Origin of the sequence: Paractinoplanes globisporus DSM 43857 (genome assembly GCF_000379645.1) — a bacterium.
Lineage (GTDB): Bacteria > Actinomycetota > Actinomycetes > Mycobacteriales > Micromonosporaceae > Actinoplanes > Actinoplanes globisporus.
This window is the reverse complement of record NZ_KB903317.1, coordinates 118,256-132,557: the sequence shown is the minus strand read 5'-3', so window position 1 is coordinate 132,557 and position 14,302 is coordinate 118,256. Positions and strand designations below refer to the sequence as shown.

General features: G+C 70.8%; 11 protein-coding genes. 8 read left to right on the top strand and 3 right to left on the bottom strand.

Annotated features, from left to right (window positions below):
- Positions 1 to 54: 54 nt before the first annotated feature.
- The 8 genes from A3CQ_RS0130560 to tuf all read left to right on the top strand — a co-directional run bounded on the left by A3CQ_RS0130560 (position 55) and on the right by tuf (position 11,356).
- On the top strand, positions 55 to 804 hold the full coding sequence (locus A3CQ_RS0130560; protein ID WP_026206361.1) for an SIR2 family NAD-dependent protein deacylase: 750 nt from the start codon (positions 55 to 57) through the stop codon (positions 802 to 804).
- Positions 801 to 1,331 (top strand): GNAT family N-acetyltransferase, encoded by a 531-nt coding sequence (locus A3CQ_RS0130555; RefSeq protein ID WP_040433295.1) that lies wholly within the window; start codon positions 801 to 803, stop codon positions 1,329 to 1,331. The genes A3CQ_RS0130560 and A3CQ_RS0130555 overlap by 4 nt, the downstream gene beginning before the upstream one ends.
- A 1,321-nt stretch (positions 1,332 to 2,652) precedes the next feature.
- On the top strand, positions 2,653 to 3,390 hold the full coding sequence (locus tag A3CQ_RS0130550) for a phosphodiesterase (RefSeq protein ID WP_020514759.1): 738 nt from the start codon (positions 2,653 to 2,655) through the stop codon (positions 3,388 to 3,390).
- 70 nt (positions 3,391 to 3,460) lie between these two features.
- Complete coding sequence (locus A3CQ_RS0130545; protein WP_245577383.1) at positions 3,461 to 5,470, top strand: hybrid sensor histidine kinase/response regulator; 2,010 nt, start codon at positions 3,461 to 3,463, stop codon at positions 5,468 to 5,470.
- Positions 5,471 to 5,518: 48 nt separating this feature from the next.
- Positions 5,519 to 6,196: a DUF998 domain-containing protein gene (locus A3CQ_RS57830; RefSeq protein ID WP_020514757.1), complete on the top strand. Its 678-nt coding sequence runs from the start codon at positions 5,519 to 5,521 to the stop codon at positions 6,194 to 6,196.
- Positions 6,197 to 6,591: 395 nt separating this feature from the next.
- Positions 6,592 to 9,132 carry a serine/threonine-protein kinase gene (locus A3CQ_RS63115; protein WP_245577382.1) on the top strand — a complete coding sequence of 847 codons (2,541 nt, stop codon included), beginning with the start codon at positions 6,592 to 6,594 and terminating at the stop codon, positions 9,130 to 9,132.
- A gap of 20 nt (positions 9,133 to 9,152) precedes the next feature.
- The gene (locus A3CQ_RS0130530; protein WP_157296546.1) at positions 9,153 to 9,899 is read left to right on the top strand and encodes a L,D-transpeptidase family protein; all 747 of its coding nucleotides are present in this window, start codon (positions 9,153 to 9,155) and stop codon (positions 9,897 to 9,899) included.
- A 266-nt stretch (positions 9,900 to 10,165) separates the two neighbouring features.
- Complete coding sequence (tuf, locus tag A3CQ_RS0130525) at positions 10,166 to 11,356, top strand: elongation factor Tu (protein ID WP_020514755.1); 1,191 nt, start codon at positions 10,166 to 10,168, stop codon at positions 11,354 to 11,356.
- A 48-nt stretch (positions 11,357 to 11,404) separates the two neighbouring features.
- Here tuf and A3CQ_RS0130520 read toward each other — a convergent pair whose 3' ends face one another.
- Genes A3CQ_RS0130520 through A3CQ_RS57820 form a run of 3 tightly spaced genes read right to left on the bottom strand, consistent with a single transcriptional unit; the run spans position 11,405 to position 14,274 of the window.
- Positions 11,405 to 12,616, bottom strand: a complete 1,212-nt coding sequence (locus tag A3CQ_RS0130520) for an MFS transporter (protein WP_020514754.1) — start codon at positions 12,614 to 12,616, stop codon at positions 11,405 to 11,407.
- A gap of 26 nt (positions 12,617 to 12,642) precedes the next feature.
- Positions 12,643 to 13,092 (bottom strand): BON domain-containing protein, encoded by a 450-nt coding sequence (locus A3CQ_RS57825; RefSeq protein WP_020514753.1) that lies wholly within the window; start codon positions 13,090 to 13,092, stop codon positions 12,643 to 12,645.
- Between the two features lie 33 nt (positions 13,093 to 13,125).
- Entirely contained in the window at positions 13,126 to 14,274 is a 1,149-nt protein-coding gene (locus tag A3CQ_RS57820; protein ID WP_020514752.1) for a calcium-binding protein, read from the bottom strand.
- Positions 14,275 to 14,302 lie beyond the last annotated feature (28 nt).

Below are 14,302 nucleotides of genomic sequence, written 5' to 3'. Positions count from 1 at the left end.
CGCGTGAGCGTCGCGGTACTGGGGCTGCGCCGCGTGGTGCCGGGAGGTCGGGGGATGCCGGAGCGTGACGTCGCGGAGTTGCTCCGCGACGCGAAGCGGGTCGTCGTCTTCACCGGCGCCGGCATGTCGGCGGAGTCCGGCGTGCCGACGTTCCGCGACGCGCTCACCGGGCTCTGGTCGCGCTTCGACCCCAAGTCGCTGGCCACGCCGGAGGCGTTCGCGGCCGATCCGGCGCTGGTCTGGGGCTGGTACGAGTGGCGCCGGGCCGAGGTCGAACGGGTCCGGCCCAATCCGGGGCACGAGGCGGTGGCGGCCATCGAGGCGCACGTCGCGGACACCGTCGTCATCACGCAGAACGTGGATGACCTGCATGAACGGGCGGGGTCGCGGGGGCCTATCCATTTGCATGGCAGTCTGTTCTCGCCGCGGTGCTCGTCGTGTGGGAAGCCGGCCGGATTGCCCGCGCCGGGCGAGGTCGGTGGGCGGATGGAGCCGCCGGCCTGCGCGCATTGCGGGGCTCCGGTTCGGCCGGGGGTGGTCTGGTTCGGGGAGCAGTTGCCTACTAGTGCGCTTTCGGCGGCGACCGAGGCGGCGTTCGGCTGTGATCTGCTCTTTACGGTCGGTACGTCCGGGGTGGTTTATCCGGCGGCGGAGATCCCGTATGTCGCGGCTCGATCGGGGGCGGTTGTCGTCCAGGTCAACCCGGAGGCGACTGCGCTCGATGCGGTTTCTGACATCAATTTGCGGGGGACCGCGGCTGAGGTTCTGCCCGATCTGGTGGACCGGGCTTGGAGTGGGCGATGAATCTCGTCACCTCGCGGCTCCTGCTCCGTCAATGGATTGCGGCTGATCGGGAGCCGTTTGCGAGTCTTAATGCGGATCCGGTGGTCATGCGGCATTTCCCGTCCTTGCTGACTCGGGCGGAGAGTGATGGGTTCGCGGATCGGAATCAGGCGGGGATTGCGGAGCGGGGGTGGGGTTTGTGGGCCGTGGAGATCCGGTCCAGCGGGGAGTTTGCTGGATTTGTCGGGCTGCAGCCGCTGAAGCCGATTCTGCCGTTCGCGCCGGGGGTCGAGATCGGGTGGCGGCTGGGGGCGGCGTTTCACGGTCTGGGGTATGCCACTGAGGGGGCGCGGTCTGTCGTGACCTATGCGTTTGAGACCATCGGGCTTCCTGAGATCGTCTCCTTTACTACGGAGCGGAATCTTGCTTCTCGGCGGGTTATGGAGAAGTTGGGGATGCGGCATGATCCGGATGAGGATTTTGACCATCCGGGGGTGCCGGGGGATTGGGCTGAGCGGCGGCATGTTTTGTATCGGTTGTCTGGTTGAGTTAAGACCTTGGGGCGCTGCCCCAAACCCTGGCCATCACAAAGAGATCGGTTCCGCGTGTTTCTTGCGGCGGGTGGGGTGATCTCCTCGCGGCGGCTGCCTTAGGGAATTGCAAGAAGGGGTGGGACGCAAACGGGGTGTGTTTGCATCCCACCCCTTCTTGCAATGGGGCTTGGCTGCCGTCGCGAGGAGATCACCCCCCGGGTCACTCTGGGCGGCTTACGCCGCAACTCCTCACCCCGGGGGTGGGGTGCGCTTGGCGCTTCTCCGGGCGAGGCGTCGCCTCGCCATTGCTGCGGGTGCCGGTCGGCGCTCTGCCACGCGCCGCTCGGGTGCCCCTGCCGGCGGCTTCCTCGGCGGCAGGCCCCCGCGGCTTGGCCCGGCGCCGTGGCCGGCGGGCGGCCGCCCGCTCGCGTCCGCCGCGCCTCGCGTCCGCCGCGCCTCNGCGCCGCTCGGGTGCCCCTGCCGGCGGCTTCCTCGCCCGCCGTGCCCCGCGGCTTGGCCGCATGCCGTGCCCCGGCCGCCCGTCACGCCTCGCGTCCGCCGCGCCTCGCGTCCGCCGCGCCTCGCGTCCGCCGCGCCTCGCGCCCGCGCGCCTCGCGCCCGCCACGCCTCGCGCCCGCCACGGCCCGCGCCCGCCACGCCCCGCGCCCTGGCCGTCTGCGGCGCCTAATGGTCTGGCCGTCTACCGCGCTTGATGGTCTGGCCGTCTGCCGCGCCTAATGGCCTGGCCGTCTGCCGCCCCAATGGCCTGGCCGCCCGTTGCGCCCAGCGGCCTCGCTGCTTGCCCGCCGCACCGTAGTTGGTCACCTACACGTCCGCGGTGAACCCGTTCGACCAGGAGTCCGGCGTGTAGACCACCGCGCAGGCCGCCGCGGCGTGCCTCTCGCTCTAGCGCGATCGCGTCCCGGAAGCGGCTAACCGTGCCGGGCGCTACCGCGACCGTCACGATCGCGTTGAACAGCCCGACCGCCCCCCATGACCCAGAGCAGGGACGACAGCGACCGGCGCTGGGCGCGGTCGGAGTTCCCGGTCGGACTGGCGGGCGCTTTGCCGTTTGGTGGCGGGCGCCTAACCGCCTGGCTAGCACGCCGCAGGTGCGCGGGCGTGCCCAGCCCGATCCAGGAGACCTTCTGTTCATAGCTAACAGAAAGTCGCCGTTCTTTCCCAGCCGCCCTCCCGACGTTGAAGAGGAAGTGTTCGCTACGAACTGGAAGTGCTCACTCTTGCCTTGTGAGTGCCTCCAGGGTGCGGGACGAGGGCGCCACCGGTCGGGCTTTGGCCGTCGAGGTGGGCGTGGGGGCGCGCTTAGGGTGGGGGGATGGTGGTGATTGCGCAGGTCAGCGACCTTCACGTTGACTCGGGGGAACGCAGTGGCGAGCGGGCTGGGCGGGTGTTTCGGTATTTGGCGGGGCTGCCGGTGGCGCCTGATGCGGTGATCGTTACGGGGGACATTGCTGATCACGGGGCGGAAGCGGAATACGAGCGGGTTCGGGGGCTGGCTCGGCTTGGGTCGCCCGTTTTGTGGTGTCCGGGGAACCATGATGACCGGGGACCGTACCGGAAAGCGTTACTCGGTGAGGACGTTGACGTGGCGCCGGTCAATCGGGCGTACGAAATCGGTGGGGTCTTGATTGTGATGGTGGACTCGAGCATTCCGGGGCGGAATGAGGGGAGGTTGGGGGACGAGACGATCGAATGGCTGGGAGCGACGCTGGCGGGGCGGTCGGAGATGCCGGCGCTGATTTGTTTTCATCACCCGCCGGTGGCGCTCGGCATGCCTTACGTCGACGGCATGCGGCAGTTCGGGGCGGGGCGGCTGGCGGCGGTGATCGAGCGGCACCCGCAGGTGGTGGCGGTGCTGTGTGGGCACGCGCACACGCCGGCGGTCACCACGTTCGCCGGGCGGCCGCTGGTGGTGGCTCCGGGGGTGGTCTCGACGTCGATGCTGCCGTTCGAGACGGAGGCGATCGTCGATCTCGGGCTGCCGCCGATGGTTGCTTTTCACCTGCTCGATGATGATCACCGGCTCACGACGCATTTTCGCGTTGTGGTCTGACGATGGTTGCAAAGCTGGCGAACTGGCCGCACGCACCCCACGCGACACGGATCATGTCGGCATGGGTGTCATGGCTTACCCCCTCCGGTACGCGCTCGCTGATCTTGCCCTGGCGCTCAGCCGGGTCGTCGACGACGCCGAGGAGGTGCGTTCCACGGCGGCTCGGGCAGCCGCCGACATGATCGGTGACGGTGCGGGTGTGCAGCTTCTGCGCGACGACGGCCGGTACGAGGCGATCACCTACAAACACATCGACGACGAGCGGTCGGCCTCGGTCGGGCGGGTGCTGGACCATGTCGGCCAGCTGCCCGACGACGACTTCTCCACCGCCCTGGCCGCCAGCCGGAGGCCGATCGTGCTGGCCGGCGACGGCGTCGAGCCGCTGGCCGGGGACGAGCACCAGATCCACGCGGCCGTGCTGTGTCCGGTGATCGTCGACAACACGTACGCGGGATACCTGGTACTCACCCGGGGCGCGCCCGGCTCCTTCTACTCGGCGGTCGAGGTGGAGCTGGCCCGGGACATCGCCGGCGAGCTCGCCCTGGCCTGCTCGAGCGCCCGCGCGCTGGAACGGCTGCGGGCGAGCGAGGAGCGGTACCGGCGGGTGCTGGAGACCATCCCGGAGGGGGTGCTGCAGCTCGACCCGGACGGCGTGGCCACCTACGCCAACGAGCCGATCGGCGTGGTGCTCGGCATGCCCCGGCACCAGCTCGTCGGGGTGTCGCTGCGCGGCTTCCTCGACGACCAGGGGCAGAAGGAGCTGACCCGCCGACTCGCCGAATGCCGGGCCGGGCGGTCCACGGTCGGCGCGACCCGCCTCATGCGGGCCGACGGCTCCCGGCGGAGCGTACGGATGAGCATGATGCCTTTGATGGACGACCAGGCCCAGTTCACGGGCGTGGTCTGCATGGTCACCGACACCACCGACCACATCGACGCCCGGGGCCTCAAGCGGCAGCTCGACCACCTGCGCCGGCTCGACAGCCTGGGCCAGCTGATCGGCGGCATCTCGCACGACTTCAACAACCTGCTGACGGTCGTCGGCGGCTCGGCCGACATGATCCTCGGCCAGACCGAGGACGGATCGCCGCAGCACAGGCTCGCGCAGGACATCCTCGAGGCGGTCAGCACCGGCCGCACGCTGACCCACCAGCTGCTCGCGTTCGGCCGCAGCGAGGGCAACCGCCCCGAGATCATCCCGATCCCCGACCTGCTCACCGACGTGCAGTCGCTGTTCAGCCGCACGCTCGGCGAGCACATCGGGCTCGACCTGGCCTTCGGCCCCGACGTCTGGCCGGTGCGGGCCGAGCGCGGCCCGCTGGAGCAGGCGCTGGTCAACCTCGCGGCGAACGCGCGGGACGCCATGCTGCACGGCGGCATGCTGCGGGTCGCCGCCTCCAACGAGGTGCACGAGGCCGGCCAGCCGCCCGAGGACGCCCCGCAGGGCCGGCTGGTGCACATGGTCATCACCGACACCGGCATCGGCATGACCGACGAGGTGCGCCGGCGCGCCCTCGAGCCGTTCTTCACCACCCGCCCGACCGCCGCCGGGCTCGGCCTGGCCACCACGGCCGGCATCGTCCAGGGCATCGGCGGTCACATCGAGATCGAGTCGCAGCCGCGGATCGGCACCACGGTCCACCTCTACCTGCCGGCGGCCGAGACCCGGCAGCCCGCCGAGACCCGGCAGGGCACCACCCAGGTGATCGGCAACGTGCTGATCGTCGAGGACCAGCCCGAGGTGGCCCAGCTCGTGCAGCGCCTGATCGAGCCGGCCGGCTACGAGATCACGGTCGCCACCGACGCGCTCATGGCGGTCACCCAGGTCGCCGCCGGCGCACACCCCGACCTGCTGATCACCGACGTCGTCATGCCCACGATGACCGGCCCCGAACTGGCCGCCGCCCTGCGCACCCACCACCCCGACCTGCCGGTGCTCTACATGTCCGGCTACACGGCCGCCTCGCTCGGGCCGCAGCTCCACCTCGACGAGAACAGCATGCTGATCGAGAAGCCGTTCACCCGCTCCACCCTGCTCGGCGCGATCCGTACGCTCTGCGGCCCGCAACCGCAGTCCTGAGCTCCTCACTCAGGCTGGCCACAGGGATCGACAACTATCGTCCGGAGCATGGCGCGGGTAAAGGTCCTGCTCTGGTGCGGGCTAGTCGGCGGGCCGCTGTTCCTGGCGGTCTTCCTGCTCAACGACCGCTTCAAGGCCGACTACGACCCGGTGCGCGACTACGTGAGCGAGGCCTCGATCGGGCCGGGCGGCTGGGTGCAGATCGCCAACTTCCTCGTCACGGGGGCGCTGGTAGTGGCGTTCTCACTGGCCGCACGCCGGGTCGTCTCGCGCTGGACGGGCATCCTGCTCACCCTCTTCGGCGCCGGCCTCATGCTGGCCGGCGTCTTCGTCACCGACCCGGCACCCTACGGCCATCGCACCCCGCACGGCATCGCCCACGACCTGATCTCGCTGGTCGTCTTCACCTCGCTACCGGCCGCGGCCTTCACCGCCGCCCGCTGGCGCCCCACCCGGCTCTGGCGCGCGTACTGCTACGCGGTGGGCATCAGCATCCCGATCCTGCTCGCCGTCTTCACCGCCTCGTCCACCGCCGGCGGCGTCTTCCAACGCCTGACCATCGCTGTCGCCATGACTTGGTGCGCCGCTCTCGCTCTGCGTGCCCTCAAAACCCTTTCGCCGGTACGCCCCGACGACGCCCCAGAAGCAGGGAGTCAGCCCTCGGCTCCGCCGCTGACGCAGACGCGACCCGGTGCAACGAAAGGCCGCAGCGCGCCTCTCGCGTGAGTGGGTGGTCATTCCGCCCGAGACGCACTGGCGACGATCTGCCGTCTGGGGGGCCCGCGCATTTCCGAGCCCGGCGCCGGACAGACGGCGGTGCCGAGCGTGCGGCGGGCCGCGCGGCGGACAAGCGGCGGGGCGGGCAGTGCTGCGAGGCCGGCGATGCGATCGACCCACCCGATGGGACCCCTTGGTCAGCGTGCGGATGGCGTGGGCTGAGCGCGCGGCACGGCGTGTCGGGGGTCGGCGTGTCTGACTGCACGAACGAGCGCGGGCGCGGCGGGTGACGGGAATCCGGGGACTCCTACCAAAGGTGCGAACTTGGGCGCGCGGGCTTGCCAGGCGATCCGGACAAACAGCAGGATTCCGGGGCATCGCTGGCAGCCCGGAAGGAAGCTTGAGTGACCAAGGATCGCACGAGCAGCGTCGCACGCGCGGATTCCGACGGCGCGTCGACCATGGATCTCAGCGGGCGGTGCGTCGGAAGCTCGTACGTGCTCCAGCATCCGATCGGGCAGGGCGCCACTGGAACCGTGTGGCGGGGGGTCGACCGGGCCTCGGGGGAGCCGGTCGCCGTGAAGCTCCTGCACGAGAGCCTGCTGCGGCAGCCCAAGCTGGTGACCCGGTTCGTGCAGGAGCGGACGATCCTGCTGATGCTGCGACACCGCAACGTCGTGCGGGTGCGAGATCTGTTCAGCGTGGGGGAGACGCTCGGCCTGGTCATGGACCTCGTCGACGGTGGCAGCCTCCGCGACCACCTGCGCGAGCGCCACACGGTCCCGACCGCCGAGGCGGCACGGCTGGCGGCCCAGGTCGCGGCGGCGCTGGCCGAGGCGCACGAGCTGGGCGTGATCCACCGCGACCTCAAGCCCGACAACATCCTGCTGCGCGTGGAGGACGGCCGCCTGGACACCCGGCTGACCGACTTCGGCGTGGCCCGCATCCTCAACACGCCGAGCATGACCACCCCCAACGCCGTGGTCGGCACCCCCCACTACATGGCCCCCGAGGCCTTCCACGGCGTGACGGCCAGCGCCGCCACGGACGTCTACGCGCTCGGCGTCCTCGTATACGAACTGGTCAGCGGCCGGCCACCGTACGACAGCGACTCGATCCCCGACCTGATGCGCCGTCACATGGAGGGCAACCCGGAACGCCGCCCCGGCATCCCCGACGACGTCTGGCACCTGATCACCGACTGCATGGCAACCAAACCCCGCCTGCGCCCCTCCGCCGCCGAGATGGTGGCCGAGCTGTCCGACGCCTGCCGCCGCTTCGTGGACGTGCCCGCCCTGCCCAAGCCCGACAACCCCGGCAGCAGCGAGATCGACCCAGAAAAGTCGGACCTGGCCGACGCGGCCCTCGACCTGGACGTGGCCTGGCGCGGCCACCCGGAACCCGGCAGCTCGGTCAGCGCCGGCGGCTCGGCCCGTCACATCAGCGAGTCGGCCCACGGTCAGCCGGGTCACGGTCAGCCGGGTCACGGTCGGGCGGCCCACGGTCAGCCGGGTCACGGTCAGGCGGATCGCGATCGGGCAGGTCAGGGTCATCGCGGCCACGGTCAGCCCGGTCACGGTCGGCCCGGTCACGGTCAGCCGGGTCAGGGTCAGCCGGGTCAGGGTCAGCCGGGTCAGGGTCAGCCGGGTCAGGGTCAGCCGGGTCAGGGTCAGGCGGGTCAGGGAGGGGCGGGTCGCGGTCCCGCCGGCGATCGCGGGCGGGTGGCTGGTCAGCGTCGGCCCGATCAGGCCGGCGCGGGGTGGGTCAACGGCGGCCGGGGCGGCAACGACCGTTGGGCCAACCTGCTCAAGGCCGAAGGCGTCCAGGACGGCTTGGTTCGAGGCCGGGACGCACGAGCGGACGTCAACGGCGCCGACCCGGCGGGCGGCGTTGGGTCGGCTGCCGGTGCCGGTGCCGGTGCCGGTGCCGGTGCGGCAGGCGATGCCCGTTCGGCTGGCGGCGCTGGCTTGGCGGGCGGCGTTGGGTCGGCTGGCGGTGCCCGTTCGGCTGGCGGCGTTGGTTCGGCTGGCGGTGTCGGTCCGATCGGCGGTGCCCGTTCGGGTGGCGGCGTTGGTTCGGGTGATCGCGGCGGTCGGGGCGGAAGCCAGGCGTCGGCGAGCCTTGCAAAGAACTCGGCCGGGAACGGGGTCGATGCGGGTGGGGACGATCCGGAAGCGGTCAGTCTCCTGCCGCTGCCGCGCATGGGTGAGCGGGGGAACGCGGCGCCCAGCTGGCGGTGGGCGCGGCCGGGGCGGGCCATGACCACGATCATTGCGGGAGCCATGATCGCGGCGGCGGTGGCGGCAACGGGCTGGCATTACGGGCGTGGCGTTGGTCAGACGGCCGAACCATTGACGCCGGGGATTCGGGCGATGCCGTCGGCTTCGGAGCGGCCGATTCGGGGGAAGGACCCGGTCGGCGGTGCTCGCCGGGTCGCCGTCGAGCCGACCGGAGCGCGGCCGAAACCGCTCGGGTTGCCCTCCGCCGCGGTCGTGCGGTCGGTTACTCCTCCACGCGTACGATCAAAGGCTCCGGCACCCAGAGTGAGCGAATCGCGGTCACCGCAACCGGAAGCCAAGCCCTATGGTCCGTGGCAGTGCACGCAGAGCATCGCGTTCGACTTCACCTCGAGGCTGCCGCTGGCGCCCAAGCCCTGCCAGATGCTCGGGCGGGACATTCAGTATCAAGCCTCGCTCACCGCACCGGGCGGTGGGACCGGGAGCATCACGGTGGCCCTCCAGGACGCCGGCAGTGGCCGGACCGTCGCCGGGCCGAAGACCTGCGGAAACCTGACGTTCGGCGGGGACGCGGCGACGCAGGGATGCGGGCCGATCGGGGCCAGTCCGGCAAAGGGCCGGAAATACGCCGTGATCATGTCTTTCCGGTACGTACGGCAGGGGCAGACGATGGCGAGCACGTCGAAGGGGTCCATCTTCACCTGGTGAGCGCCTAGCGTGGAGCCGACATGGGAATCCTGTCGGCGACAATGGCGATCGTGCTGACCCTGAGCGGCCCGCCGCAGGACCCCTCGTGGTTCCCCACCCGCCTCACCCACCTCGGTGACGCTCGGCAGGCGATTGTCGTCACGGGGCGCTCATGGGATTCCAGCTATGCGACGCTGCGTGCCTTTCTGCGGGGTGACGACGGGCGATGGCGGGCGGCGTTCCCGGCGATGGCGGCGCGCAGCGGGTACGGCGGATGGCAGTGGGCGGCCAAGCGGGTGCAGGACACGGGCACGACGCCGGCGGGTACGTTCCACCTCACGGAGTCGTTCGGGCTCGCGGCGAATCCGGGGGCGCGGCTGCCCTATCGCCGGGTCGACGGGAACGACTACTGGGTCGGCGACCGGAATGATCCGCGTACCTACAACCTGTTCCAGCCGGTGGCGGCGCCCGGCCGCACGTGGCGGATCGGTCAGGCCGAGCGGCTCGGCGCCTACCCGCGGCAGTATCGCTACGTAGCGGTGATCGACTTCAACCGCCCGGCGGCGACCACGATCGCGTGGGATGCCACTAGGCACCAATATTTCACGAAAAATCCGGCGGTCGTGGGTCGGGGGTCCGCGATCTTCCTGCACGTCAACGGCAAGGGCTCGACGGCCGGCTGCGTCTCGGTCAGCCAGCCCAACATGATCAGTCTCCTGCGCTGGCTCGACCCCCGGCAGCACCCACGCATCGTGATGGCGCCGACCAGCGACATCGACAGAGCGTAATCGGAAATGCGATCGCGCCGAAATGCGTTCCTGGCTACCGTGACTCTCATGTTCGCCCACGGTCCGAAGCTGCCCCTGGCGGCTCCCGTGTGCGTTCTTCCCGGCGTCGATACCCGACTCTGACCCTTCCCCACCGGCAGCGGAACCCCGGGGAAGGGTGGCCGCCGCATGCGCGGGAGTCGGGTTCCGACGCGCCACCGGCCCAGGCTGCCGGCGTCGCGTATGACATCAAACGGCCTTACCTCCAGTAAGGATTGAGAATAAGAATGGCTAAGAGCCAGTTCATTCGCACCAAGCCGCACGTCAACATCGGCACGATGGGTCACGTCGACCACGGCAAGACGACCCTGACCGCCGCCATCACCAAGGTCCTCGCCGACCGCGACCCGGCCGCCAACCGGTACGTCGCGTTCGAGGGGATCGACAAGGCCCCGGAGGAGGCGGCCCGCGGCATCACCATCACGATCGCGCACGTCGAGTACGAGACCCCGAACCGCCACTACGCCCACGTCAACATGCCCGGCCACGCCGACTACGTGAAGAACATGATCACGGGTGCGGCGCAGGTGGACGGCGCGATCCTCGTGGTCTCGGCGCAGGACGGGTCGATGCCGCAGACCCGCGAGCACGTGCTGCTCGCCCAGCGGGTCGGCGTGCCGTACCTGGTGGTGGCGCTCAACAAGAGCGACGCCGTCGACGACCCGGAGCTGCTCGACCTGGTCGAGCTCGAGGTCCGCGAGCTGCTGTCCGAGTACGGCTTCCCCGGCGACGAGGTTCCGGTCGTCCGGGTGAGCGCGCTCAAGGCGCTCGAGGGCGACCCGCGCTGGGTGGCGTCCGTGGTCGACCTGCTCGACGCGGTCGACGACTACGTGCCGGTGCCGCCGCGCGAGCTGGGCGAGCCGTTCCTGATGCCGATCGAGAACACGCTCTCGATCAGCGGCCGGGGCACGGTGGTGACCGGCAAGGTCGAGCGGGGCACGCTGCGGGTCGGCGAGCCGGTCGAGGTCGTCGGCCTCGGTCCGACGGTGGCGACCGTCGCGACCGGGCTGGAGATGTTCGGCAAGTCGCTCGAGCGGGCCGAGGCCGGTGACAACGCCGCCGTACTCCTGCGTGGGGTGAAGCGCGAGCAGGTGCAGCGCGGCCAGGTGGTCGCGGTGCCCGGCAGCGTGACGCCGCACCGGGTCTTCCGGGCGACGATGTACGCGCTGACGGCGGCCGAGGGCGGGCGTCACACCCCGTTCGCGGCGGACTACCGCCCCCAGTTCTACTTCCACACGACCGACGTGTCGGGCGGGCTGGACCTGGGGGACCGCGACCTGGTGATGCCCGGCGACACGCTCGACTCGGTCGTCGTGACGCTGGGCAAGCCGGTCGCGCTCGAGGTCGGACTCGGTTTCGCGGTGCGCGAGGGCAACCGCACGGTCGCCGCCGGCACCGTGACCGAGCTGATGGACTGACACCGTTACGGAGGTGTGCCGGGCTGTTCCCGGCACACCTCCGCCTGGTCAGTTCCGGACTTCGACGGCCTCATGGTCGCCGCTGGAATCGTCCGCGGACCGGCGGCCGCCCAGCGCCGGGGTGAAGACCGCGGACACGGCCAGGAACACCAGAACCACGACCATCGCGCCGCGCAGCCCGTACCGGTCGCCGAGGAAGCCGAGCACCGGCGGGCCGGCGAGGAACGCCACATAACCGATGGCGGCCACGAACGACACGCGAGCCGCCGGGTTGGGGCCCGAGTCGCCGGCCACCGACAGCGAGACGGGGAAGCCGAGCGCCGCGCCGAGGCCCCACAGCAGCACGGCGGCGCTCGCGATGACGTCGCTGCTGGAGACGATGACCAGCGTGAGGCCGACCCCGCCGAGGATCGCGCCGGCGCAGAGAACCGGAGCCCGGCCGAAGCGAGCGATGATCCGGCCACCGGCGAACCGGCCGCCGGTCATCGAGGCGGCGAAGAGCAGGTAGACGGCCGAGCTCATCGCCGGACCGAGACCGTGCCCGTCCACCATGATCAGCGGCAGCCAGTCGTTGGCGGACCCCTCGGCCAGGGCCAGTCCCAGCACCACGAGACCGATCAGCAGGAGCCGCCGATCCCGCCACACCGCCGCCGACTTGTGCCCCGGCGTCGACCGGCCTCGTGGCGCAAGGCCGACGCCGCGAGGCAGCTGGCGTACCGAGAGAAACGCGACCGGTGCGCAGAGAGCGCCCACCGCGACCAGATGCCACACCACCGGCAGGCCGACGGCGGTGAGCAGTAGGCCGAGGGCCGCGCCGAAGACGTTGCCGAGACTGTAGAAACCGTGCAGCGCCGGCAACACCGGCCGCCCGATGACCCGCTCGACGTCGGCGCCCTCGACGTTGATGGCGACCTCGCCGCTGCCCACGCCGAGCCCGAGCAGGAAGAGGCCGGCCGCGACCAGGACGCCGTACCCCGCCAATGCGCCCAAACCGGCGACCGGAATCCCGAGCACGACGGCAAACGCGCCCGCGCCGGCAACCGGGCGAGTGCCGAACCGTGCCACGAGCATGCCGGACCAGAGCACGGCGGTCATCGATCCCGCCGAGAGGCCGAGCAGGATCAGCCCCATCTCCGTCGTCGAGGCCCCGAGCAGGTCACGGATCGCCGGCGTACGAGTCGCCCACGACGCGATCTCAATCCCGGGGATGAAGAACAGCGCGAACAGCGCCGCCCGTCGACGAGCGGTGGAGGTGTCCATCCCGGCGCACGTACCGGAAGATCCGGTTATCCGTCGGTGAGGGGCGGGTTTAGGAAGATGTCGTTCTGCACGTCGACGACGCCGCGCACGTTGCCCGCGATGCGGACCGCCTCCTCCCGCTGGTGCTCCAGGTCGACGGTGCCGCTCAGCAGCACGGTGCCGTCGTCGGCGGACGCGTCGACGGTGCTCGGAATCATGCCGTTCAGGCTGAGCGCGTGCAGCACGTCGGCGCGCAGCTCGGCGTCGGCCCGCCGGTGCTCGGTCAGCAGGCGTACGTCGATGATGTTGTCGACGACGGTGACCCCATCGACGCGTTCGGCGGCCTTCTGCGCCTCCCGCTTCTGCCAGAAGGTACCGACCGTCCCCCGCAGCAGAACCTCTCCGCCGTCGGCCACCACGTCGATCAGCGAGCCGTCCACCTTCGGATCCTCGGACAGCTCGGCGGCAACTTTCTTGGCCAGGTCCTCATCGGTCATAGCGACTCCCTCCAGCGATCCGGCCCGGCCACGTTAGCGCTCGCAGTTGACGACGGCGTCGGCGGTGCCGGGCTGGCATTCGTCGCCGGCCGCCGCATTGGGGCCGCCGTCGAGGCGATCGGCGACCTGGGGCGTGTCCCAGCCGAGGATCAGGTCGTCGCCCTCGTCGCCGTACACCGTGTCGCGGCCCTCGTTCCCGTCGAGGGTGTCGTTGCCGCCGAGGCCGTGGACGACGTCGTTGCCGTTCCCGCCGTTGATGCCGTTGGCCGCGGCGTTGCCGGTGAGGTGGTCGGCGCCGCTGCCGCCCGCGAGGTCCTCGACGTCGGCGCCGACGGTGTCGTGTTCCCCGGCCTGGCCGTCGTCGCCGGCGGCGCCGTCGAGGTCGACGGTGACGGCCTTGCTGTACGAGCTGTAGTCGACGTCATCACGGCCCGGACCGCCGAGGATGACGTCCGCCGAGACGGTGCCGGAGCTGCCGCTGAGGTTGTCGCCGGCGAGGTAGTCGTCTCCGGCGCCGCCCTCGAGACGGTCACTGCCGTTCTCGCCGAACAGGCTGTCCACGCCGGCGTCGCCGTACAACTTGTCGTTGCCGTCGAAAGCCTCGAGGAAGTCGTCGCCGTTGCCGCCGTGCATGGTGTCGTTGCCCCACATGCCGTAGGCGGCGTCGTTGCCGTCGCCGCCCCAGAACGTGTCGTCGCCGACGTCGCCTTCGAGGTGGTCGTTGCCGCCCCCGCCGAGCAGCGTGTCGTTACCCTCGTTGCCCAGCAGGTGATCGGCACTGCTGCCGCCGACCAGGATGTCGTTGCCCATCCCGCCCGTGGCGTACATGGCGAGGCCGGAGTCGTTCCGGAGGTAGTCGTTGCCGTCGTTGAGGTAGACGTACACCGCGGTGGGCGTCTTCTTGGTGGTGCAGCGGACCTTGGTCTTGTCGCCCTTGACCGCCGCGCACCCCGTACCGGCCTTGATGGTCACGCGGTCGTCGAAGGTGACGGTGTTGCCCGAGCGGGTCACCACGACGTTGTTGATATTGCTGTTGCCGCCGTTGTACCGCGCGGCGGTGAGGCCGTAGACCGAGGCGACCCCGGTGGTGCCGGCGGCCGAGGACGGCGCGGCCGGCCAGCCGACCGCGCTGGTGGCGAGCAGGATGACCCCGACACGAGTCAGCCAGGCGGAGCGAGACATGGAGATCCTCCCCGAGGGACCAGGCCGC

What these genes read in the sequence shown, in the direction of transcription:
- A3CQ_RS0130545 (WP_245577383.1), top strand. Translation starts at nt 3,461, where the DNA reads ATGGCTTACCCCCTCCGGTACGCGCTCGCTGATCTTGCCCTGGCGCTC.
- tuf (WP_020514755.1), top strand. Translation starts at nt 10,166, where the DNA reads ATGGCTAAGAGCCAGTTCATTCGCACCAAGCCGCACGTCAACATCGGC.
- A3CQ_RS57820 (WP_020514752.1), bottom strand. Translation starts at nt 14,274, where the DNA reads ATGTCTCGCTCCGCCTGGCTGACTCGTGTCGGGGTCATCCTGCTCGCC.
- A3CQ_RS57825 (WP_020514753.1), bottom strand. Translation starts at nt 13,092, where the DNA reads ATGACCGATGAGGACCTGGCCAAGAAAGTTGCCGCCGAGCTGTCCGAG.
- A3CQ_RS0130520 (WP_020514754.1), bottom strand. Translation starts at nt 12,616, where the DNA reads ATGGACACCTCCACCGCTCGTCGACGGGCGGCGCTGTTCGCGCTGTTC.
- A3CQ_RS57830 (WP_020514757.1), top strand. Translation starts at nt 5,519, where the DNA reads ATGGCGCGGGTAAAGGTCCTGCTCTGGTGCGGGCTAGTCGGCGGGCCG.
- A3CQ_RS0130550 (WP_020514759.1), top strand. Translation starts at nt 2,653, where the DNA reads ATGGTGGTGATTGCGCAGGTCAGCGACCTTCACGTTGACTCGGGGGAA.
- A3CQ_RS0130530 (WP_157296546.1), top strand. Translation starts at nt 9,153, where the DNA reads ATGGGAATCCTGTCGGCGACAATGGCGATCGTGCTGACCCTGAGCGGC.
- A3CQ_RS0130560 (WP_026206361.1), top strand. Translation starts at nt 55, where the DNA reads ATGCCGGAGCGTGACGTCGCGGAGTTGCTCCGCGACGCGAAGCGGGTC.
- A3CQ_RS0130555 (WP_040433295.1), top strand. Translation starts at nt 801, where the DNA reads ATGAATCTCGTCACCTCGCGGCTCCTGCTCCGTCAATGGATTGCGGCT.